This window comes from Flavobacterium crocinum (assembly GCF_003122385.1).
Lineage (GTDB): Bacteria > Bacteroidota > Bacteroidia > Flavobacteriales > Flavobacteriaceae > Flavobacterium > Flavobacterium crocinum.
Window position 1 is genome coordinate 3,585,160 of sequence record NZ_CP029255.1, and the last position, 23,374, is coordinate 3,608,533.

20 protein-coding genes are annotated in these 23,374 nt (G+C 35.0%); 10 read left to right on the forward strand and 10 right to left on the reverse strand.

What is annotated here, in order from left to right:
• Positions 1 to 188: 188 nt before the first annotated feature.
• The 7 genes from HYN56_RS16050 to HYN56_RS16080 all read right to left on the reverse strand — a co-directional run bounded on the left by HYN56_RS16050 (position 189) and on the right by HYN56_RS16080 (position 4,698).
• Positions 189 to 578 (reverse strand): DoxX family protein, encoded by a 390-nt coding sequence (locus HYN56_RS16050; protein ID WP_109193105.1) that lies wholly within the window; start codon positions 576 to 578, stop codon positions 189 to 191.
• 460 nt (positions 579 to 1,038) lie between these two features.
• On the reverse strand, positions 1,039 to 2,100 hold the full coding sequence (locus HYN56_RS16055) for an NAD(P)H-dependent flavin oxidoreductase (protein ID WP_109193106.1): 1,062 nt from the start codon (positions 2,098 to 2,100) through the stop codon (positions 1,039 to 1,041).
• A gap of 6 nt (positions 2,101 to 2,106) precedes the next feature.
• Positions 2,107 to 2,481, reverse strand: coding sequence for a nuclear transport factor 2 family protein (locus tag HYN56_RS16060; protein ID WP_109193107.1), 375 nt, complete (start codon positions 2,479 to 2,481; stop codon positions 2,107 to 2,109).
• 18 nt (positions 2,482 to 2,499) lie between these two features.
• Positions 2,500 to 3,240, reverse strand: a complete 741-nt coding sequence (locus tag HYN56_RS16065) for an SDR family NAD(P)-dependent oxidoreductase (RefSeq protein ID WP_109193108.1) — start codon at positions 3,238 to 3,240, stop codon at positions 2,500 to 2,502.
• Positions 3,241 to 3,259: 19 nt separating this feature from the next.
• Positions 3,260 to 3,481: a tautomerase family protein gene (locus HYN56_RS16070; RefSeq protein WP_109193109.1), complete on the reverse strand. Its 222-nt coding sequence runs from the start codon at positions 3,479 to 3,481 to the stop codon at positions 3,260 to 3,262.
• Between the two features lie 12 nt (positions 3,482 to 3,493).
• On the reverse strand, positions 3,494 to 4,027 hold the full coding sequence (locus tag HYN56_RS16075; protein ID WP_109193110.1) for a YceI family protein: 534 nt from the start codon (positions 4,025 to 4,027) through the stop codon (positions 3,494 to 3,496).
• Between the two features lie 86 nt (positions 4,028 to 4,113).
• Positions 4,114 to 4,698: a Crp/Fnr family transcriptional regulator gene (locus tag HYN56_RS16080; RefSeq protein WP_109193111.1), complete on the reverse strand. Its 585-nt coding sequence runs from the start codon at positions 4,696 to 4,698 to the stop codon at positions 4,114 to 4,116.
• A 220-nt stretch (positions 4,699 to 4,918) separates the two neighbouring features.
• On the opposite strand from HYN56_RS16080, the gene HYN56_RS16085 reads away from it, so the two are divergent.
• The 10 genes from HYN56_RS16085 to HYN56_RS16130 all read left to right on the forward strand — a co-directional run bounded on the left by HYN56_RS16085 (position 4,919) and on the right by HYN56_RS16130 (position 17,874).
• Complete coding sequence (locus HYN56_RS16085) at positions 4,919 to 5,752, forward strand: universal stress protein (protein WP_109193112.1); 834 nt, start codon at positions 4,919 to 4,921, stop codon at positions 5,750 to 5,752.
• A 621-nt stretch (positions 5,753 to 6,373) separates the two neighbouring features.
• The gene (locus HYN56_RS16090) at positions 6,374 to 7,417 is read left to right on the forward strand and encodes a beta-ketoacyl-ACP synthase III (RefSeq protein WP_109193113.1); all 1,044 of its coding nucleotides are present in this window, start codon (positions 6,374 to 6,376) and stop codon (positions 7,415 to 7,417) included.
• A 41-nt stretch (positions 7,418 to 7,458) separates the two neighbouring features.
• Positions 7,459 to 8,562: a sensor histidine kinase gene (locus HYN56_RS16095; protein WP_109193114.1), complete on the forward strand. Its 1,104-nt coding sequence runs from the start codon at positions 7,459 to 7,461 to the stop codon at positions 8,560 to 8,562.
• Complete coding sequence (locus HYN56_RS16100; RefSeq protein ID WP_109193115.1) at positions 8,559 to 9,320, forward strand: LytR/AlgR family response regulator transcription factor; 762 nt, start codon at positions 8,559 to 8,561, stop codon at positions 9,318 to 9,320. The genes HYN56_RS16095 and HYN56_RS16100 overlap by 4 nt, the downstream gene beginning before the upstream one ends.
• Positions 9,321 to 9,780: 460 nt before the next feature.
• Positions 9,781 to 10,755: an IS110 family RNA-guided transposase gene (locus HYN56_RS16105; RefSeq protein ID WP_240622557.1), complete on the forward strand. Its 975-nt coding sequence runs from the start codon at positions 9,781 to 9,783 to the stop codon at positions 10,753 to 10,755.
• A gap of 504 nt (positions 10,756 to 11,259) precedes the next feature.
• A complete protein-coding gene (locus HYN56_RS16110; protein ID WP_240622565.1) occupies positions 11,260 to 12,405 on the forward strand; it encodes an efflux RND transporter periplasmic adaptor subunit in 1,146 nt (381 codons plus the stop codon).
• 31 nt (positions 12,406 to 12,436) lie between these two features.
• On the forward strand, positions 12,437 to 15,592 hold the full coding sequence (locus HYN56_RS16115; RefSeq protein WP_109193116.1) for an efflux RND transporter permease subunit: 3,156 nt from the start codon (positions 12,437 to 12,439) through the stop codon (positions 15,590 to 15,592).
• Between the two features lie 2 nt (positions 15,593 to 15,594).
• Positions 15,595 to 17,004 carry an efflux transporter outer membrane subunit gene (locus HYN56_RS16120; RefSeq protein WP_109193117.1) on the forward strand — a complete coding sequence of 470 codons (1,410 nt, stop codon included), beginning with the start codon at positions 15,595 to 15,597 and terminating at the stop codon, positions 17,002 to 17,004.
• An 88-nt stretch (positions 17,005 to 17,092) separates the two neighbouring features.
• The gene (locus tag HYN56_RS16125) at positions 17,093 to 17,395 is read left to right on the forward strand and encodes a hypothetical protein (RefSeq protein WP_109193118.1); all 303 of its coding nucleotides are present in this window, start codon (positions 17,093 to 17,095) and stop codon (positions 17,393 to 17,395) included.
• Between the two features lie 35 nt (positions 17,396 to 17,430).
• Positions 17,431 to 17,874: a hypothetical protein gene (locus HYN56_RS16130; RefSeq protein ID WP_109193119.1), complete on the forward strand. Its 444-nt coding sequence runs from the start codon at positions 17,431 to 17,433 to the stop codon at positions 17,872 to 17,874.
• 42 nt (positions 17,875 to 17,916) lie between these two features.
• On the opposite strand, the gene HYN56_RS16135 is transcribed toward HYN56_RS16130, so the two are convergent.
• The 3 genes from HYN56_RS16135 to HYN56_RS16150 all read right to left on the reverse strand — a co-directional run bounded on the left by HYN56_RS16135 (position 17,917) and on the right by HYN56_RS16150 (position 23,160).
• A complete protein-coding gene (locus HYN56_RS16135; protein ID WP_109193120.1) occupies positions 17,917 to 18,423 on the reverse strand; it encodes a hypothetical protein in 507 nt (168 codons plus the stop codon).
• A 94-nt stretch (positions 18,424 to 18,517) separates the two neighbouring features.
• Positions 18,518 to 19,375, reverse strand: coding sequence for a helix-turn-helix domain-containing protein (locus HYN56_RS16140; RefSeq protein WP_109193121.1), 858 nt, complete (start codon positions 19,373 to 19,375; stop codon positions 18,518 to 18,520).
• A 989-nt stretch (positions 19,376 to 20,364) separates the two neighbouring features.
• A complete protein-coding gene (locus HYN56_RS16150; protein WP_109193123.1) occupies positions 20,365 to 23,160 on the reverse strand; it encodes a M16 family metallopeptidase in 2,796 nt (931 codons plus the stop codon).
• Between the last annotated feature and the right edge of the window lie 214 nt (positions 23,161 to 23,374).

The window sequence follows — 23,374 nt, forward strand, 5'->3', positions numbered from 1 at the left end:
AGCTTCAGAGAAGCGAAATATTTATAGAGAAAACAAATACGACGTTTGTAATGTAAAGCTTCGGAGAAGCGAAATATTTATAGCAATGAATAAACATTTACAATATAAAGCTCCGGAGGAGTGACATATTTATATTATATTCCCCGCTGGAGCTTTTGTATTTGTTTTTATTGGAGTTCTATAAATATTTATTCCGCTGGAATATATGTTGCAGTATATAATTTCCTATACAAAGCATAAGTAACGCTGACCATTACAAAGGCAATTATAGCATCAGTTGCAGCGCCAAAACCTAAGACTGCTATTTTTGAAAAGAAAGCAAAAATGATGTCGAAAAATACGCCTGCGAAAACCCATTCTTTCAATCGCAATAATTTATTCGGAATTAAAAGTGTAATTACTCCAGCTACTTTAAAAACGCCTAAGATGTAGATAAAATGTGCAGGATAACCCAATTGTTGTGTAATTCCCCAAACCAATGGATTATTTGTTAATTCGAAGAAACCGCTTGCGCCAAACCATAAAGAAGTTAATACTGCGCCTGTCCAATAGATAATTTTTGTTGTTTTTGAGTTCATAATTTTGATATTTAAAGTTATTTAACGGTACAAATGTGCGTTGAAAGCCTTAAAAACGAAATCAGAAACTTGTTGAAACGGACAAACTTTGAGGCGAACTGGACAGGTTGCGGGGCGGTGTTTTTTAACGTAAAGTGCGCTAGGGTTTTTTTATATAAATGCTGGACATTTTAAGTTCGCAAAGCTTTGTCTTTTATAACCTCGCAAAGTCGCGGAGTCGCAAAGGATTTTATTTTTAAAGCCACAGATTATTAGGATTAAAAGGATTTTGTTTCACGCAGATTTAGCAGATTTCATTTTAATTATTTAAAAATCTGCACCGATCTGCTTAAATCATTTTAAATCTGCGTGAAATAGAACTTTGCGAGATTAATAAACTACAATATTAGCACACAACGCTTTGCGAACTTAAAAACACAATCTAAGGAAAAAAAACTTAGCGCACTTTGCGTTAAAAAAACTAAGCACACATTTCAGCAATTAAAGCCTGCATGAGTTCACTAGCTTTATGATGTTGCAAATTACCAGTGTTTTGTCCAGACCAAAAACTCACCATATCGGTTCTTCCTTGTGCGAGTGCAGCCACTTTTAAAGGTGCAATTAATTTGGTTTGAAGCGGAAATGGCAATACTTCGGTTTCAAAAGGGACAGCGTCGGAAATGGTATTGCTGATCATTCTGCCCATTCTTCCTGTCAATGACTTAGAAACTGTTGTAGGTACATTTGGATTAGTGAAAAGCATTTCTTTATGAATGGGAGCGGCACCAGATTCATCCGTTACCATAAAAGCGGTTCCCAATTGTACCGCATCGGCTCCTAGAGTCATAGCAGCTTTTATCCCTTTTGCGTCAATAATTCCTCCTGCGGCGATTATTGGCGTTTTGGTTTTGGCTTTTAATTGTTGTAGAAGAGTGAATAAACCTGTAAAAGAATCTTGAGCTGGCTTTAAGAATGATGGTCTATGACCTCCGGCTTCAAATCCTGCAGCGATAATGGCGTCCACTTTGGCATCTTCAAGAGCAAGCGCTTCTTCTAAAGTTGTTGCAGCTCCAATCGTTTTGATTCCGAGTTTTCGGCTTTCTTGAAGTATTTCTTTGGAAGGAATTCCGAAAATGAAACTAAAAACAGCGGGCTTCAATTCAAATAAAACTTCTACCTGTTTTTCGAATTTAGAAGGAATATCAGAAGAAAGATCAGGAAGCGGAATTCCCAGTTCATCAAAATAAGGTTTAAAAAGCAGTTTGATTTTTTCCAGTTTTTCAGGAGCATAATTAATCAGGCTTTTATCGACATCATTTACCCATAAATTGATGTTATATGGTTTAGATGTGGCTTTTTTGATTTCTTTTCCTGCTTCGCAAATTTCGTCTGGAGTTAAGGTATAAGCGCCATAACTTCCTAATCCGCCGGCATTACTTACGGCAGCCAATAAAGCGGCAGTTGAAAAACCGCCGCCCATCGGACCTTGTAAAATTGGATACTCAATACCTAGTAATTTCGTTATTTTGGTTGAATTCCACATTGTATATTAATTTACTTTAGTTGCTAATTTATTACTGATAACCCATTTACCATCAACAACAATAAGGCTTAATAAATCATAGTAGTCAAATTCAAATATCGGAACCTGAACTTTTGCTACAGCCGTATTATTGATAATTTCTAAAGATAAAATTTTCATTTTAAATTCTTCTCCAAGTTCTTTTGGACTTTTACGATTTTTTACTCCTTCCAGATATTGGTTTACCGTTTTAAAATGGGTTTCACCATTTAGATCGAAACCAACAATTGCCTGCGGATGAAAAACACTTTGCAGTAAAGGAACATCTCCGTTGTAAATTCCGTTAAAGTAATTCATGAGTACAGCTGTAATCAGTGGTGCATTTGTACCGAAACTTTCCATGATTTAATTTCTTTATGATTATTGAATGCTGTGTCCGGCAACGTGACCGCCATCTAAATTAATGATTTCTCCTGTTACAAAATTGCTTTCGGCCAAATAAAACGCCAATTGTGCGACATCGCTGGTTTCTCCAATACGATTTAATAAATGAAGTCCTGCTAAACTGTCGGCATCATCTACACCCGTTTTAGCCTGAAGCGGAGTTCTAATGATTCCGGGAGCTATGGCATTTACCCGAATATTATTTTTACCAAATTCTGCTGCCAGTTGTTTAGTAAGAGCGTGAATGCCACCTTTACTGGAAATAGGTGCAGTAGCAGGAAATCCTTCAATTGCGTGATCTACTAAAACTGTTCCGATGTTGATGATGGAACCTTCGCCTTGTCGCAACATTTGTTTTACTGCTGCTTGACTGGTAAAAAAAGTTCCTTTTAAATTAATGTTTAAAAAACGATCCAAGTCTTCTTCTTCGACCTCTACGAATGATTTTGGCTGAAAAATTCCTGCGTTGTTTATTAAAACATCTACACTTCCAAAACGTTCTAAGGCAGTTTCGACTAATTTTTTTCCTGTTGCAATAAGACTGACATCGCCGTGTACCATTGCCAATTGGTTTTTATGACCTAATTCGTCAAAAGTTTTTTGCAGATTGCCCAGATTAGCTGAGTTGATGACTACATTGTAGCCTTTTTCTAAAAATAATTGAGCGGTTGTTTTACCGATACCTGTAGAGGCACCGGTAATTATAATTGTTTTCATTTTTTCTGATTCTTAAAAGTTATTTTTTTCTTTGAGCGGTAATGCCTTTTTCACGCAATACCGAAACCTGTTCTCCTGCAAATCCCCAATCGTCTAATTCTATTTCCTGAATGACAATATGTGTCAGATTGGGATCTTTGTCTAAAACTTCAGTGATGAGTTCTGTAATACCAGAAATCAACTGTTGTTTTTGTTCTCTGGTAACGCCTTCTCTCGTTAATTCAATTTTTACGTATGGCATAATTTCTAAGTATTAAGCAAGTTTTGCTGCAAGGTTAACGTCAAGTTCAAATTCGTTGTAGATTAAAGTATCACCTAGATTGGTGAAGAAATTTCCAGAACGGAATTTCATATCGTATTTAGTGCGGTCAATAATGATTTTACCAGAAGCTTTCAATTCATCGTTATTGGTTTTTACTTTTAAATTGAAACCAATTGGATGTGTAATCGCTTTAATCGTAAGATTGCCTTCAATAAAATAATCTGATTCCGTTTGTTTAGAAACAGTTGTAATGTCCAAAAATGCGGTTTGAAATTTGTCTGTAGAAAAGAAATCATCAGAAGCCAAATGCCCTGCAAACTGCTGATTGGTTGCTGGATCTGTAACGTCCAGAATTGCAATAGAAGTAGTGTCAATTACGACATTTCCTCCAATCAATTCATCATTAGAAAAAGTAAAATTGCCTTCTTTAATATTGATTGTTCCGTTGTGTTGTCCGGTAACTTTTTTTCCAATCCAGTTTACTTGACTTTGTGTGTTTGAAATTTTAAAATTTTGAGTTTCCATTATGTTGTACTTTTAAATTGTTATTAATTTACAGTACAAAGTAATGGCGGTTTTAGAAGTTCATTACGTGATGTAGATCACATTCGTTAATGTGGTTTGGAAGCGTTATATAATCGACTTAAAGTTTCTCTCGAAACACCGAGATAAGCCGCAATTAAATGTTTGGGAACAGTATTGTATAAAGCAGGGTAGAGAGCCAGCAGTTCTTCGTATCTCGTTTTGGTATTATTATTCATAAAAGAAAGCAGTCTTTTCTGAGAAGCCACATAGCCGCGATTGGTTCTCCATCTAAAAAAATGTTCTACTTCGTGTATTTCTCTACAGATTTTCTCTCGATCATTATTGGAAAGAGAAAGAATTTCGACATCCGTAATGCAATCTACATTAATTGTTGCTTTGGTTTTGTTGTAAAGTGCCGCGTAATCAGATGCCCACCAGGTTGGCATTGCAAACTGCAGAATGTACATTTTTACTTCATCATTCACATAAAAAGATTTTAGACAGCCCGAAACCACAAAATATTCTTTATCGACCTGTTGTTCTTCACTAATAATGGTTTGTCCTTTTTTGTACGTTTCTGTTTTAAAATGCGAAAAGAAATACTCAAACTGCTCATCAGTCAGGGTGGCAATTTTAGAGACGTGTTCTTTTAAAAGGTTTTTAGCATCCATTTAGTAAAGATTTTATGGAAAGTAAAAATACTAAATATTGAAAAGATGGAAATGCTATAATTTGGAATGGTTTTAAAATACTAAAGAAATAAGTAAAGCCTGTTTTTTCAGTAATGAAATTTTACGGTTGAGTGCTAAAAAATGATCTTTCGGTGATTTAAAAATTTAAACAGCTGTTTAATTTGCCAATTTTGCCCAAACAAAGTTTAATTACTATTATATGATTTCACAACTAACTATAATCGCCGCGACCAATTTTTCTGCAATTGCCAACAATGCTGTAAATTATGCTGCCGGACTTGCAAAAGCGACAGGTGCAAAACTGGTTTTGTTTAATTCTTTCTCTTTGAGTGTGCATAGTGCAAACTCGCATATAACTGCAGATGCTATGCAGAAACAAATTGAAAAAGCAATTTTCAGACTGGAAAGCTTAGCTAAAGAAACAGCCAGTTCTTTTAAAATTGAAACATCTGCCATTTGTACTTATTCTTTTTTGGAAGATGAATTGCCAAGAATTATTGAACAGACAAAAGCAGATGTTGTAGTGATGGGAATGGCGGAACGTTCTTTTGAGCAGGAATTATTGGGAAATTCGACTACAACAGCAATTAAAAATCTTCATATTCCCGTATTGGCAGTTCCTCAAAATGCAAGTTTTCTAAATATAAAAAAGGTATTGTATGCCTGTGACAGCTTAAGTTTTTCAGCAATTAAAAAATTCAGCTGGATTAAAAATGCTTTGGGTGATTTTGGATCTGAAATCGAATTTTTCAGTGTAGACGAAAAATTGGATGACCTGAGAGAAGAGCAACACAGAATTTTAATGAATTCGAATATTGAAAAAGAATTTGAAGATGTTAAATATTTGTATAAAAGTGTAAGATCGAATGCTGTAATTAACGAAATAAAGAAAGAAATTAAAAACTATGAAGCCGATCTTTTGATTATGGTGCCGCAAAAATATGGTTTTTGGGATTCTTTAGTCCACAGAAGTAAAACAAGAATTCTGGCAGCCGGACTTGATATTCCTTTATTGTCGTTTCCGAATTATTAGAAATTAATTTGATTTTAAAAATATGATATAAAAATTACAAGGTTTTTTTGAAGAAATTTTATCAAAATAAATTTTAACAGATTTTTTTTGATTTTAGGGATTCTACAATTTTTAGCGCTTGTTGCCCGATATCAGAATTATATTTTAACATTTTAGCCAGTTTTGTTAATTATTCTTAATTACCTGCTTGTTTAAGATATTTTTAAATTAATTTTGTGGCACTCTAAAAACTTAAATGAAGATAATTTTTTTATCCAAAAGGCAACAGCTTTAATTGGGAATTATATACAAACTTAAACGCATTGTATGATTTTAAAAGTAAAATAAATTAAGATTTTATACTAGGTAACACCGAGAAAAACTTTGTGTGGGATTTTAATTTATTTTAATTGGATTTTATATAATGGTTGAGTTTGTTAGGTTTTTTAAACCATAATTGCTCAAAAAAGGGTATTGTCAGGCAGATTTAATCCGCTTTTTAATGGTTGCTGTTATAGTTTCCTGGTTTCAGTTCTTTAAAGTATTTTGTAAGTTCAGGATATGATGAAGAATTGTTTAAAAGAAGAAAAAAGTATAAGCATTGGGTTCTAAGAGAACAAAGCTTAAAAAAACAAAAAAAAAATGAGCGCAGTAATTACAGCTATAGGTGGTTTCGTACCATCCTCAATCCTGACGAATAAAAAGATTTCAGAAACGGTTGATACATCGGAGGAATGGATCATCAAAAGAACTGGAATTAAAGAACGAAGAATCGCAGACGACGATACGGCAACTTCTGATCTTGCCGCTGCTGCGATTGAAAACCTAATCGAAAATTATAATGTAGACCGCGGAGAAATTGAAGCTTTGCTTGTAGCAACAGCAACTCCCGATCATATTTTGGCACCGACAGCCAGTATTGTATGCGAGAAAAGCAGACTTACAAATGCCTTCGGAATTGACATGAATGCAGCCTGCAGCGGATTTTTATACGCGCTGGAAATGGGAGCAAACATGATCGAAAGTGGCCGCTATAAAAAACTAATCATCGTTGGAGCAGATAAAATGAGCTCCATCGTAGATTATGAAGATCGTAATACCTGTATTCTTTTTGGAGACGGTGCAGGAGCCGTTTTATTAGAAAAAACAGAATCTGATTACGGTTTGATGAAAACCATTCTGAAAACAGACGGAAGCGGTGTTTCTTCTTTGGCTGTACCAGCCGGAGGTTCCAGAAATCCAACTTCAATGCAAAGTCTTTTACACAGAACACATTATTTAAAACAAGACGGAGCCTTTGTATTTAAAAGAGCCGTTGCAGCTATGAGTCAGGTTTCTCAGGATGCTTTGACGAAAAATGAATTAGAAGCTGACCAAATTGACTGGGTAGTTCCGCATCAGGCTAATTTGAGAATTATTACCGCTGTAGGCGAAAGCTTAGGTATTGATTTTGAAAAAGTAAAAGTAAATATTGATCGTTACGGAAATACAACCTCTGCGACAGTTCCTTTATGTTTATGGGATTTCAAAGATGATTTTAAAGAAGGTCAAAATTTATTGATTACCACTTTTGGTGCAGGATTTTCGTGGGGAGCTACTTGTTTGAAATGGGGAGTCATGCGCGAAAAAAAAACAGTTCAAAAAACTAAAGATTCGAAAGTAGAAGAAGTTCTGGTTGCACACTAAATTGGACCGTGCAGATTTTCGATTCGGAATAGAGATGATTAATGGGAAGACAGAAACACAATAAAAAATCAGGGAAGAACTTTTTCTACAAATATTACAGAGTTATAGTAATTCCTGCGGTTTTTTTAGTGTATTTGTCTTCTTATTACTTCTTAAATCCATATAGGAATTTTGAAGAAGAAAGTTTACTGGATTTGGATCAGACTTTTGATATTTTTATCATTTTACTGTACTGCGCCATACTTACAGAGCTGACCCTTTTTGTTGGCAGAAAATTAAACAACTATATACGCTGGGAACAAAATCCCTTTTTTAGAGCAATTGCACAGTTTATTTGTTTAATTGCCGGAAACATACTTTTAAATTACTTTTTTTCCTGGCTTTGGGATTATTTATATCCTTGTACAGCCTTAGAAGAAAATGATTTAGTTACCATTTGGCAGTCCAAAATTATGGCTGCCATTATTTCTCTCTTTATTAGTGCCATACATACCGGTATATTTCTGTTAAACCGTTGGCGTTTAAATTCAATAGAAACAGCCGAATTGAAAATTAAAGCTTCTGAACTTCAGGAAGCTGTTACCCGTTCCAAACTGGAATCCTTAAAAATGCAGTTAGATCCGCATTTTGTTTTCAATAATTTCAGTACGCTGACAGAGTTGATTTATGAAGATCAAAAAGAAGCCGCTTCGTTTTTGGAAAATATTACCAGAGTGTATCGTTACATGATTTCAAATTCGAATAAAGATACTATCACAGTAAAAGAAGAAATTGAATTTCTAAACGCTTATTTTTATTTACTAAAGAAAAGACTGGGAGATAAAATTGACTTAAAAATTGATATTGATTCTTCTAGTTTATCACTGCATTTACCGCCTTTAACGTTGCAGTTATTGGTCGAAAATGCGGTAAAACACAATATGGCTACTTTGGCCAATCCGCTTACTATTTCTGTTTTTTCTGATTCAAAAGACATTATTGTCAGAAACAATCTCCAACGAACAGCTGGAAAGAGTCTGGTTTCTACCGGAATTGGGAATAAAAATATTGAATTTCGTTATAAAATTTTATCGGAAAGAATGCCGGTTTTTAAAGAAACAAACGGCTCTTATGAAGTACGTCTACCATTAATTGAAGTATTATGAAAATTTTAATTGTAGAAGATGAAAGTATTAATGCCAGCCGTTTAAAAAGACTGCTGGAAGAGCTGGAACCCAATTGTGAAATCTTAGCGATTATAGATACCGTTGTTGATACGGTTGCATGGCTGAAATCGAATCCTGCGCCTGATTTAATTACACTGGATATTCGTTTAGCAGACGGACTAAGCTTTTCTATTTTTGATGAAATCAATATTAGCTGTCCGGTTATTTTTACTACGGCTTATGACGAATATGCTATTCGTGCGTTCAAAGTCAATAGTATTGATTATTTGATGAAACCCATTGATAAAGGGGAATTGGAATTTGCTTTAACAAAATTCAAATCTTTATCTAAAAATGAAGCTGAAAGCAGTGTAACCAACTTAACCGGAATTTTAAAAGAACTTATTCATAAACCCATTTACAGATTACGTTTCTTAGTAACCTATCGAGATGGTTATAAAAGTGTAGATGTTTCTGATATTGACTTCATTTATTCGGAGTTTAAAACCAGTAATTTATTTCTAAAATCGGGTACAATTATCTCGATTCCACAAACGATGGAAGAACTGGAGCAGGAATTAGATCCTAATATCTTTTTCAGAGCCAACAGACAATTCTTCATTCGTGCAGAGAGCATTAAATCTATTGCGAACTACTTCAACGCAAAACTAAAAATCCAACTTAAACTAGATCCCGAACGCGAAGTGATCATTAGTCGCGAGAAGACACCGTTTTTCAAACAGTGGATGGATAGATGAAAAGATGCTAAGGTTCTGAGATGCTAAGATGCTAAGTTTTTTAGATAAAGGGACAAAGTAACAAAGGGACATAGGTTTTTTCTTTTCTGGCGAAAAAACTATATAGACTATTTGTGAAAATTCATTCCTATTTTTTTAAGTCTAGTATGTTATTTCGACCGTAGGGAGAAATCTCCGCAAGTAGCTCTACAAAGTTCGGCAATTCAGTTTGCGGAGTTTCTTGAAGATCCTTCCTTCGTCCTTTAGATTTGTTTTTTGAAATTTAAGTAGATTTATGATTGAGAAAGGAAGCAAAAGTAAACTATTCGTTCCTCTGAGCTTGAGACTCATATCCTGATTAAGACTTTAGCTTCCCTTTCATCAAAGACTCAGATAGAAATTTGGGCTTGAGACCCGTTATTAAGGAGTTGAGCTTATGATGAATTTCTCAAATCATTTGTTGAATCGTAAAAACAAAGTTATGAAAAACATTATTATCGGAATTGATATCAGCAAAAAGACTTTAGATATCTGCGTAAAAGAAGAGGCTATTAATTATTTTACTATTGAAAATGAAATTAATGACATTACTCGTTTTTTTAAAAGATATGCTAAAGAAAATGTAATTCTGGCAATGGAAAATACAGGCAGATACAACTGGAATATCTTTGAAGCATTGGAAAAATTTAACTTTAAGGTTTATGTTATATCAGCTCTGCATATCAAAAAAAGCATTGGTCTTGTCAGAGGGAAAAATGATAAAATCGATGCACTGCGTATCTGCAGTTTCATTGAGAAAAATTATCAGGAGAACAGAGAATGGAAGCCGAGCTCCTCTTCTATAAAAAAAATAAAAATACTATTGACAGAAAGAGCTTTAAGAATAAAAATCAAAAAACAGCTTATGGTTCAGCAGCATGACTACAAATTAATGAAAGGTATTGGGCTGGATAAAGAGTTAAAAAACTTAAACATCAAACTTATTAAAAGTATTGAGGCACAAATTATGATTATTGAAAATGATATTGAAGCTATAATCCTAAAGAATGAAAATCTAAACCACCAGCAGAAATTGATAAAATCTGTTCCTGGAGTGGGTCAAGTTTTATCTTGGACATTATTATCTAAAACAGAAGGTTTTACAGTTATAACTGATCCAAGAAAAATGGCATGCTACAGCGGAGTTGTGCCTTTTGATTTTCAATCTGGAACATCATTAAAAAAAAGGCCCGGAGTATCAATGCTTGCTGATAAAAACCTAAAGACTGTTTTACACATGGCCGCAATGAGTGCAATTAGACTTGATAATGACTTAAGAAAATATTACATCCGAAAAGTTGATGAAGGAAAAAACAAAATGAGTGTTTTAAACGCTGTGAGAAACAAAATAATTCATCGAGTTTTTGCGGTAATAAAAAATCAAACCTCTTATCAAAAAGATTTGGTTTTATCATAGAAATCAGGATGACAAACAGTGCGTAAAAAATCCTTTTTAATCCTTTAATCTGTGGCAAAAAAACTTTGTAGAGCTGCTTGCGGAGATCCTTCCTCCGTCAGGATGACAAACAGTGCGTAAAAAATCCTTTTTAATCCTTTAATCTGTGGCAAAAAAACTTTGTAGAGCTGCTTGCGGAGATCCTTCCTCCGTCAGGATGACAAACCGTGCGTAAAATTAATCTGTAGCAAAAAAAAACTTTGCGACTCTGTGCCTTTGCGAGATTAAATCTGCACAATCTGCAAGAAAAAAAATCTTTTTTAATTCTTTATAATCAGTGGCAGAAAATTTAATTAGCGAAAATTCGTGAATTCGTGGCTAAAAAACTTCGTGCCCTAGCGTCTTTGCGGCAAAAACACCCCGTACGTTTCAGTATCAAAAAATGTCGTTTGGGTAAGATTCTCCAAAAAAAAAGCGGTTTTGAGCTGTTATTTTGCGCCCAAATATGAGGTAATTCATTTAAAAATGAAAAGTAAAATGACAAAACAGTTTTTTCAAAATAACGCAGCAATTGGCAGGATTGCAGTTTTATTGATTATAATTTCTTTTTCTTCCTGCGGGAAAAGTGCCGATGCGCAAATGGCGCCTCCAAAACCGGAAGTTGACTTTCTACAAACCAATTCAGCTGACGGAGCAGTAGAGAAAAAATATCCCGGAACAGTCGAAGGTACTGTAAACGTTGATATAAAAGCTCAGGTATCAGGATATCTTGAAGCCATTTATGTTAAAGAAGGAGAATATGTAAATAAAGGACAATCTCTTTTTAAAATCAAAGGCGATGTGTATACAGAACAAGTAAACAACAGCCGTGCAGCTTACAAAAGTGCTTTGGCAAACTTAGCCAATGCTAAACTGGAAGTAGAAAAAATTAAACCGCTTGTGGATGGAAAAGTTTTTTCGGACATGCAGTTAAAAACAGCGCAGGCCAATTACGAAGCCGCAACCGCACAAGTAGCACAGGCTAAAGCCGCTTTAGGATCATCTCAGTTAAATGCCGATTTCTCTTTGATTAAAGCTCCTGTAAGCGGCTATATTAGCCGTATTCCGAATCGTATCGGAAACTTAGTTACCCCAAACGACGCTGTTCCCTTAACTACGCTTTCTGAAATCAACAACGTATTTGTGTATTTCTCATTAACAGAAGCTGATTATTTAGCTTTTTCTAAAGATTCAAAAGCCAATCAAACCGTAAGTTTAATTATGGCAGATGACAGCGAATACGATCAAAAAGGAAAACTGGAGGTAGCGAGTGGAAACATTGATCGTTCGACCGGAACAATTGCTTTAAAAGCCATTTTTCCAAATCCGAAAAAAATATTGCGTTCAGGCGGTTCTGCCCGAATTGTATTAAACAAAAGTTTATCTTCTGTAATGACAGTTCCAATGGCTAGCGTAAAAGATATTCAGGATAAATTCTTTGTTTTTGTTTTGAAAGACGGCAATAAAGTCGCTATGGTTCCAATTGAAATTGCAGGAAGCGCCGGAGCAGATTACTTTGTGAAATCAGGCTTGAAATCGGGTGACAAAGTGGCTTTGAATTCTATCGATGTACTTTATGATAGTATGGAAGTCGTTCCAAAAATCGCTGCTAAAAACTTAAGCAGCAAATAATTTTTGATTTTTAATATAAATAACATTTTCCATGTTAAAAAATATAATAGACAGGCCGGTATTGGCCACAGTTATCTCTATTGTACTGGTAATATTGGGGATCATTGGTCTTACAAGATTATCGGTAACAAGATTTCCAGATATTTCGCCTCCAACGGTTATGGTGAGCGGTTCCTATCCGGGAGGAAACAGTGAAACCGTTATTCGTTCGGTGGTTACGCCATTGGAAGAACAGATTAACGGAGTTGAGAATATGCAGTACATTAAATCGACTGCGAGTAATGACGGATCTTTTTCAATCAGCGTTATTTTTAAGCAGGGTATAGATCCGGATCAGGCTGCGGTAAACGTGCAGAACAGAGTACAGCAGGCAACACCGAAACTGCCTCAGGAAGTAGTTCGTATGGGACTTACGACTTCCAAGCAGCAGAATAGCATGATCGTTATTTTCAACTTATATACAGATGATAATAGCAAATATGACGAGCTGTTTTTACAGAATTATGCGAATATCAATCTTGTACCACAGATGAAACGTGTTCCAGGTGTTGGACAGGTTCAAATTTTTGGTCAGAAAGATTATTCGATGCGTATCTGGCTGGATCCTCGAAAAATGGCGAATGCAGGTTTAGTTCCTTCAGATGTGACACAGGCGATTGCAGAACAAAGTTTAGAATCGGCTCCAGGGAAATTGGGAGAAGAATCAAAAGCAGCTTTAGAATATGTAATTCGTTACAAAGGAAAAAAGAACAAACCGGAACAGTATGAAAATATTGTGGTTAAAAATAACGGAAGTAATGTTCTAAGATTAAAAGATGTTGCGAGAGTTGAATTTGGTTCAATTTCTTATAGCGGAGACAACAAATCGAATAGTAAAAATGCGGTTACGATGGCAATTTTACAGACTTCGGGTTCCAATGCAAACGATATTGAAATCGGAATCAACAAAGAAGTGGAAAGATTATCTAAATCTTTTCCTCCGGGTATTAAATACGTTAATGTAATGAGTACCAAAGAAAGATTGGACGAAGCAACAGGACAGGTAAAGTCGACTTTGTTTGAAGCTTTTATTCTGGTATTTATTGTCGTATTTATATTCCTTCAGGACATTCGCTCAACGATTATTCCAGCAATTGCAGTGCCGGTAGCCATTGTGGGAACGTTTTTCTTTTTATTGGTTTTTGGATTCACCATTAATATTTTAACGCTTTTTGCTTTGGTACTGGCCATTGGAATTGTGGTCGATGATGCGATTGTGGTCGTCGAAGCCGTTCACAGTAAAATGGAAGAAGACGAAGGAATTTCGGCTAAAGAAGCTACTCACGGCGCAATGGCAGAAATTACAGGAGCGGTTATTTCGATCACTTTGGTGATGTCGGCGGTATTTATTCCAATTGGATTTATGACCGGATCTTCGGGGATTTTCTACAAACAATTTGCTTATACATTAGCTATTGCGATTATTATTTCGGCTGTAAATGCCCTGACGTTAACTCCTGCATTATGTGCGCTTTTGCTAAAGAATCACGGAGATAAACATGGCAATCATGACCATAAAACGAGTTTTAAGGACCGATTTTTCGTTGGTTTTAATACGAGTTTCAACAACTTAACAGGAAGATACATTAAAGGGGTTCGTTTCCTTATTGGAAGAAAATGGATTGCAGCAGGATTGGTTACAGGAATATCAGCTTTAGCGGTTTACATGATGATGTCTACTCCAAAAAGTTTCGTTCCGTTAGAAGATGACGGATTTATGGTGTACAGTTTATCAATGCCACCAGGAACAGCTTTGGACAGAACAACCGCTGTAATTCAAAGAATGGAAAAAGAATTATCCGGAATTGAAGCTATTGATGTTAATACCAGTATTACCGGTTTCAACATATTAAGCAACAGTGCGAGTACGGCTTACGGTTTAGGATTTATCAAATTAAAACCTAAAAAAGTAAGAGGCCCTGTAAAGGATATTGAAGAAATCATGAATATCGTAAACGGCAAATTAGCTAAAATCAAAGAAGGTTCAATCATGGTTTTCAGAATGCCTCCTGTTGAAGGATTTGGTGTAACGAGTGGTGCCGAAATTGTGTTACAAGACAGAATGGCGAGAAGTCCGGAAGCTTTAAAAGCAATGTCGGATAAAGTAATAGGACAAATTATGCAGCAGCCGGGAGTGCAGTATGCCTATACTACTTTTAGAGCCGATTATCCACAATTGGAATTAGAAGTTGATGAAGATAAAGCCCGTCAAATGGGAGTAAATATCAAAGAACTTTTAGGTAATATCCAAACGTATTTTGCCGGAGATCAGTCGTCAGATTTTACCCGATTTGGTAAGTTTTACAGAGTGAATGTAAAAGCAGACGGAATTTTTAGAATGGATCAGGATGCGTTTAACGAAATTTTTGTTCGAAATAATGAAATGCAGATGGTTCCTGTAAAATCAATCGTGAAATTCCATAAAGTATACGGTCCGGAATCGGTAAACCGATATAACCTTTATAATTCTGTTAATATTACAGCAATGGCATTACCGGGTTACAGTAATGGTCAGATTATGGGGAATTTAGAAACCATGTTAGACAAACTTCCGGCTGATTATAGTTACGAATGGACAGGTTTAAGTTTGGAAGAAAAAGCCGGAGGAAACCAAACGGTTGCCATTTTCGGATTATGTCTCTTGTTTGTATTCTTTTTACTGGCAGCACAATACGAAAGTTACTTATTGCCATTAGCAGTATTGCTTTCTATTCCGGCAGGTATTTTAGGTGCATTTGCCGGAGTTAAAGCCGTTGGTTTGGATAATAACATTTACGTTCAGGTTGGTTTAATCATGCTCGTTGGATTGCTCGCTAAAAATGCCATTTTGATTGTGGAATTTGCGCTTCAAAGACGTTTAGCCGGATTAAGCATTGTCGAAGCCGCGATTGAGGGGGCAAGATCAAGGTTACGACCAATTATCATGACTTCATTGGCCTTTATTGTCGGAATGATTCCGTTGATGTTTGCTTCGGGAGGAACTGCAGTTGGTAACCGATCTATTAGTGTCAGCGCAGCTGTAGGAATGTTAAGCGGTGTTATTTTGGGAATTTTTGTAATTCCGCTGCTGTTTATTGTGTTCCAGTATTTACAAGAAAAAGTATCTGGAAAGAAGATTGCAGCACAAGTTCAAACTATAAAAGAATAATAATGAAAATACTATATAAGATTGGAATTGTTTTACTTATCGGAACGATCATGACATCGTGTGTGGTAGGAAAAAAATATTCCCGTGAAGATTTAAAAGCTCCGGAAAAATACCGTGAAGAAATTGCGGTTACCGGAGATACGATTTTACTTCCGTGGAAAAGCTATTATAAAGATCCTTTGTTGGTTAATTTGATTGAAAAAGCCCTCGTTAAAAACAACGAGGTGCTTATTGCAATGAAAAGTATGGAACAACTTGACCTTAGTTACAAACAAGCCAAGTTGTCCTTACTTCCAACACTTGATTTTGATGCAGGAGCCAGCCGCGCTTATCAATCCAAAAACTCTTTAAACGGCTCGTTAAGTGCTCAGTTTATCGGGAAAGATTATATGGACGATTACAGCGCTAACCTTCGTATGTCTTGGGAAGTAGATATTTGGGGAAAAGCAGCCATGCAGAAACGTGATGCAAAAGCAGCTTATTTTGCTCAGAAAGAAAACCTTTCGGCATTAAAAACCCGAATTATTGTTCAGGTAGCACAAGCTTATTATAATCTTTTAGGTTTGGATGAACAGCTGAAAATTGCAGAGAAAAACATCGAATTGAGCACAAGTACTTTAGATATGATGAAATTGCAGTACAATTCGGGATCTATTAGTTCTTTGGCTGTAAACCAAACGGAAGCTCAGAAAAAAACGGCTGAATTATTAGTACCATTAGCGAAAGCGAATATTGCCGTTCAGGAAAATGCTTTACAGATTTTATGCGGTGAATATCCAAACAGTATAGAACGTGCCGGAAATATTGATGCTGCAGAAATAAATGTAGTGTTTCCAACAGGAATTCCGGTTTCACTTTTAAGCCGAAGACCAGATGTAAAAGCCAGCGAATATGCGGTAATGTCTGCAACAGCAAAAACGGGCTTGGCAAAAGCAGCCATGTATCCGACTTTAAGCTTAAATCCGTCAATTGGAGTGAATTCATTTGAATTTGATAAATGGTTTGATTTTCCGGGATCGGTCACCAAAAATATCGCTGCAAACCTTGCTCAGCCAATTTTTAGAAAAAAAGCATTGAGTACAGCTTACAAAGTAGCAGTTTTAGAGCAGGAAAAAGCAGAAGTTCAGTTTAAACAGTCTTTTATAACAGCTGTCGGAGAAGTAAACGATGCGATGTCGAGACTGAAATATACTGATGAAAGAATTGTTTTAGCCAAAGAAAAAGCACAATCTCTGGACAAAGCCACTTCTGATGCATCTTTACTTTACAAAAGTGGTATGGCCAATTATTTAGAAGTCATAACGGCTCAGAATAGTTCACTTCAAAATGATTTGGATGTGGTAACTATAAAACTCGAAAAACTAAATGCAGCCATTAATCTTTATCGCGCCTTAGGAGGCGGAGTAGAGTAAAAACTCCTGATTTATTACAATTCGCCATCACTGTAAGGAAACTTCAGAGGTGGTGAATTTGTATTTTAATTGATTTTGAATTAGTGAAATGGACAAAATTACTTTTACCCGTTCAGAACTTTATGGTTTAGTTTGGAAGTTCCCACTTGTACAAATTGCAAAACACTATGAAATTTCTACGATGGGAATAAAAAATGCCTGTGCTAAACTGGAAATTCCGCTGCCCAAAAACAAACATTGGACTAGGCCGGAATACAAACGTATGAATATTCCAAAATTGGCTTTCAATTATAAAGTACACAATGAAATCAGTATTTTAAAAAAAAGATACGAGATGCAGTTTAGAACTGCTTCCAAACCAACACCTTTGCAAGAACTGGCTGGAAAATAAAAAGTGATGAGAACGCACCTTTGCAAGTTCCTAAAATGCTGAAAAAGCCTGTTGCTATTGTAACAGCAACAGAAAAGCATTGGATTAACAAAGCCTTAAACGATGGAATTTATGAACCTAAATCTAAAGTTTTGGACTTAAATGTTTCTGTTGATAGTGTAAACAGGGCTTTGCTATTTATGGATGCTTTTATAAAATTGATAGAATACCGTGGTCATAAATTTGGAAAAAGTGAAGACGGTTTTGATACTGTTTTTTTCAGCAACGGAATTGAAATTAAAGTAGATTTAAGAGAAGCTTTAAAACGAATTACAGCAAACGGTTTAAGAGAAACTACAGAATATGTTTTTACAGGCGATTTTATTTTTAGAGTTTCAAGAGAATCGGATAAAAAAGAATGGCGAGACGGACGTATTTCTTTAGAAGATAATCTGGCAATCATTACAGCCAAATTAGAATTAATGGCAATGGAAGAATAATATAACCTGCTGAAATTAATCACATTCAGCAGGTTTTTTTATTTAATTGATTTCCTTTTTTAAAAACAGTTGTTTTGCAGGAAGATTTTCAGCTACAGTTCCAGAATAATTAAATGCTGAATATCCCATTTCAATTAAATTTTCTCTCAAAATCAAGTCAGATTCAAAGATTTTTACCCAAATAAAATCGTGTTTTCTTTGTCTGGCGATTTCTTCAACGCGATTAAAAAGAAGCTGAATTTCTTCAGCACTAAAATGTACGATATGTTCAATGCAGATTGGTTTTGAAGCTTCGATTTTTTCATTAAATATTCGGTTGGAATTCAATTGAAGAAAAGAAGACGGAATTTCATTTTCATGAATCCTTAAAACTTCTATATTAAAATCATTTTGGACTTTAAAAAGTTCCGGAATAGAAAGATATTCAGAAACATATTGTTCTCCGATAATTTTCGAAAGAAATAAATCAGAGTAGAATTTTTTGGCTTTAGCTTCCATATCGGTAGCTGTATCCAGTATTATAACTACAAATTGTGCTTTTTTAGACATGTTTTCAGGTATTGAATTTCCATACAAAGCTGCGGTTATTTGTTTGGTAAGAAAAGGGAAAGAAGTCTGAAATGTTGGTCAGAAAGTCGGTTTTCTAGATACTGTTTCGATATTCTAAAGGAGAAATTTGTGTATAATTTTTAAAGAATTTTCCAAAAACAGACTGGTTGGAAAAATGTAAAGTATCGCTTATTTGATTAATGGTTAAAGATTTATTCTGAAGCAGTACTTTGGCTTCTAAAATAATCATTTCGTCAATCCATTCACGAGTCGTTTTACCGCTGTTGTTTTTAATCACTTCTGAAAGGTATTTTCGTGTCACATTTAGGTTTTCTGCATAATACGACGGAGAACGATGTTGGATAAAATCTTTTACCAAAAGTTCTTTAAATCTTTCAAACAGCGGATTCTGACTTTCCTTTTGCGGCAGATTTTGTTTCATCGAATCCAGTTCGAATATCAAAACATACAAATAACTTCGAAGAATAGAAGCCTGATGAAAATGATCTGTTCGAAGATTTTCCTGAATTAAACTAAAAAGTTGTTCGAATTTGGTTCTGTTTTTTTTCTCCAAAGGAAATACATGCATTTCGCTGTTTTCGAAAAAATCATATTGAGAAAGAAAAAAGACATTCGTTTGGGTTTCGAGAAAAAACTTTGGTTTAAAAAAGATAATATCCATTAAAATTTCCTCGCTGTTTTTGCTGAAACTTCGAATCACATTTGGCCCAAGTGCGAGCATTGCCGGAGCTTCAATTACAATTTTATCCAATCGCGTCTGTAATACAATGCTACCTTTTTTTAGAAATTCAATGGCATAACTTTCAGCCCGATACGGAATATCAATGTACGGATGTTCTTCGATCTGTACATAAAAATAATCTTTGTGATCATTTTCGTCTGTAAACAGACTTTTATGATGCTCGAGTGAATAAGTATCGATTTTGCTCATTTTCTATGGAGCTTTTTTGGAAGTTTAATTTCTCAAATATAAGGAAAATTACGTGTTTTATGGAGAAATGAGCCGTTCCGATGGAACTCATTTGATTGCGTTCAATTTATTTCAACGGATTGAAATCCGTTGCTACAATATTGTTCATTCCTACGGAATTCTTTTGATTTTGGATAATTCATTTCAATGGATTCCACCGTTACCATATTTTCCAATCTACGGAATTTGGTTAAATAGTTTTCCAGTTTTTAATTAAGAATCTAAAAGAGCCGTTAGGCTCGAGCCATTTTGTAGGGCTGGATTTTAATCCAGTTAAAACAAAGTATGTCCCAAATATAAAGAGCCGTAGGTTCGATACATATTTTGCAGTTGTTACAATATTTTTCCATTCCTACGGAATTCATTTCCACAAAAGCCAGTTTGTTTTTACGATCATTTGTTCCGTAGGAACATTTCATCGGTAGAATAAATGATGGTGATGATTGTTTTACGTTCCGTAGGAACGTTTGAAATTTTGTAAAAAAACGTATAAATTAAACGTTCCTACGGAACGAAAATCTGGGATGTCTATATTTTTTTCTACCAACGAAACATTCCTACGGAATGATGATTGGAATTAGAAATGATAAATTTTAATTAGTGATAAATGTAAATGATTAAAGTTGCTACACTATTTTTTTCATTCCTACTGAATTTGATTAAACCATTCAATTAGATTTTAAATAGATACATAAAGAGCCTTTAGGCTCGAACCATTTTGTAGGGCTGGATTTTAATCCAGTTAAAACAAATTATGTCCCAAATATAAAGAGCCGTAGGTTCGATTCATAGTTTACAAAGCATTTCAATAAAGCTCATTAAAGTATTGTGTAAAAGCAATAAAGGCTGTCTTGTGGACAGCCTTTAAAAACTAATTAAAATAAAAAAAATAAAAAAATCGATAAGAATATTTTAAACCCTGAAACTAAAAATGGATTTAAAATTGATTCTTACTTTGCTTTCATAAGCACTTGTACGCTGTTGGATTTTTTCAAAGCATTTACTGTAAATTCTTTTAAATCTTTTGCAGTAATGGTGCTTAGTGTATTTTTAAGAAGTTCAATATCAAGAGGTGTTTCGTCATTACGAACATAAGAAGTCAACGCACTCAGCCAGTAACTATTCTCTTTAATTTGTTCCTGATGATTTTTGATTATAGATTGTTTAATGTCTTCCAGCATATTCGCAGGAATGTTTTCTGTTTGTACTCTTGTTAGTTCTGTATGAACAATTTTTACCAATGCATCTGCTTTATCTGGATTACAGTCAAAATTGATTTCTAATGAAAATAATGGAGTAGGAGACTGTGATAAGTTTGCTCCAACCTGAACACCGTAACTGCCGCCTTCTTCTTCACGAATGGTTTCCAGATAACGTTTGGTCAGCCATTCTGAAACCATATAACTTAAGATTTTGTTCTTTTTAGAATAGGTTACGTCTTTGTTTTCCAAATGAAGATAAACCGTTGTTTTTGGCGTATCCATTGTTCTGAAGATTGTTTTGTCCGTTTTTCCGTCTTTCATAAAAATTTTATGATCAACATATTTTTCTATTTGTTGAGTTGACGGAAGATTTCCTAAATAGGTATTAATTAAAGCGATGTCTTTTTCTGAAATATTTCCAACAAATAAGAAAGTAAAATCTCCTGCATTAGAAAAACGTTCGGTATAGAATTTCTTCGCTTTATTCAGATCAAAAGCATTGATGAAATCCTGATTCAATAACCAATTGCGTTTGCTGTAATTGGTGTTTAAAACCGAAATCGTATCGCTTAACGCTTTTTCGTTGCTGTTGTGAGCATTATTCAGTTTGTTTTGGTACTGTTCTTTGATTTTATCAAAAGTATTCGCATCAAATCTCGGATGCTGGAAATAAAGATAAGTCAGCTGCAATAAAGTCGTTAAAGATTCTTTGTTACTGCTTCCGTTAAAACCTTCGTACAAAGCTCCAATATACGGACTCACACTAGCCGTTTGACCAGCCAGTTTCTTTTTTAAATCGGTAAACTTATAATCGCCTAAACCAGAATAAGACGCTACAGCCGTTGCAATTTGTGTTGAAGGAAGATCCTGCCACTCAGCTAAGGAATTTCCTCCTGCACTGTAAGCAGAAAACAAAATCTGGTCTTTGCTTAAGGTTGTTGGATAAATAATCACTTTTGCTCCGTTTGCCAAAGTATATTGTTTCGCATTCGCGAATGCTTTAATGTCGCTTGTTTTTGCAATTGCCTTTTCCTTCAAATCATCTTTCACTAAAGAAGCCGTTAATTCTTCTTCTTTGTAAGGTTCTAATTTGCTGTTTGAAATGGTTTTCATCGCATTCCAATAGTCGTTTGCTTCAGGAAATTTCGTTGCAGCATCTTCCGGAGCAGAAACCGATAAGATTAAGTTTTGTTTTGGTTCCAAAGCTCTAAAAGCAGTATTAATTTGTTGTAATGTTACTTTATCTAAGAAACTGTTCATCCATTTGTATTCCTCATCCATTGTCATAACGGGATTGGCTTCTAAGAAATACATTTGAAATTGTTCTGCCCAGGATCCGTTGCTGATTTTGTCTTTATTTGCCAGACGATTGTCATAACTGCTGCGCATTTTGGTTTTCAAACGATCTAGTTCCTGTTGTGTAAATCCGTTTTGAATGGCTCTTTCATATTCTTTGTAGGCTTCTGAAAAAGCTTCTAAAAATTTGCCTTTTTTAGGTGTGATATTCAATGAAAATTTACTGTCTAATCTGGAAAGATTATTGTTTGAAACTCCAAAAGATAAACCAGCCGTTTCATTGTTGATGATGTATTCTCCAAAACGAGTATTCATTAACTGCATCGCAAGACTTTCCTGCATGCTTTTGGTCATTTCAGCTTCATCTTGCACCAAAGGTTTTGGAATAGTGTACGAAAGTGAAATCCCCGAACGCTGTAATTCTTTATCCGTTGCGAGAACATAACGGTTTTCTTTTTGTACCGGAATTTTTTCGTATTCTCTTTTGTTGATTTTCTTTGGAGTAGGTATCGAACCGAAAATCTCTTTAACCCTTTTCTCAATTGAAACCACATCGATATCCCCGACAATCACGACAGCCTGATTTTGTGGTTGATACCATTTTTTATAATAATCTCTTAAAACCTGATATTTGAAATTATTGATAACATTCAAATCTCCAATTACATTTCGTTTTGCATATTTAGAACCTTGAAAAACTACTTTGTCAATTTTTTCTCCTGCTCTGTAATCTGCATTTCTTCTGGTGCGCCATTCTTCACGAATAACGCCTCTTTCTGCATCAATTTCATTATTTGCTAAAAGCAGAGAACCTGACCAATCATGTAATACATACATGCAAGAATCTAATAAAGTTTTGTTGTCAGCCGGAACATTACTGATGTTGTAAACGGTTTCGTCATAAGCGGTGTAAGCATTGATGTCTTTTCCGAAAGAAACACCTTGCTTTTCCAACATATTGATGATTCCTTTTCCTTTAAAGTGTTCTGTCCCGTTAAAAGCCATGTGTTCCAGAAAATGCGCTAATCCGTCCTGATCATCATTTTCCAAAATGGCTCCAACATTTTGTACGAAATAAAAATCGGCTCTGTCTTTTGGCCATTCGTTGTGAAGGATAAAGTATTGCATTCCGTTAGGAAGCGTTCCGTGTGCCACTTCTTTGGGCAATGGAAAAGTAGTTTTAAACTGCGCCGAAACCTGAGTTAAACCCAAGAGAAGAAAATGTGCTAAAATTAATTTTACTTTCATTTTTGATCGTTATTGTTCTTTTTTTGATTGAATTTTAGTTGGAATAGGGTATAAGAAGTCCCTGCTGTTCATTTGAAAATATTCAAAAACAGTTGTGATGGAACACGGATAAAACTGATTCGCCTTGCGAAAACGCGGATTTACACAGATTTAAAAAAAATCCGTTTTATCCGTGTCTTCGCGATAGCGAATCAGTAAAATCCGCGTCTAATTT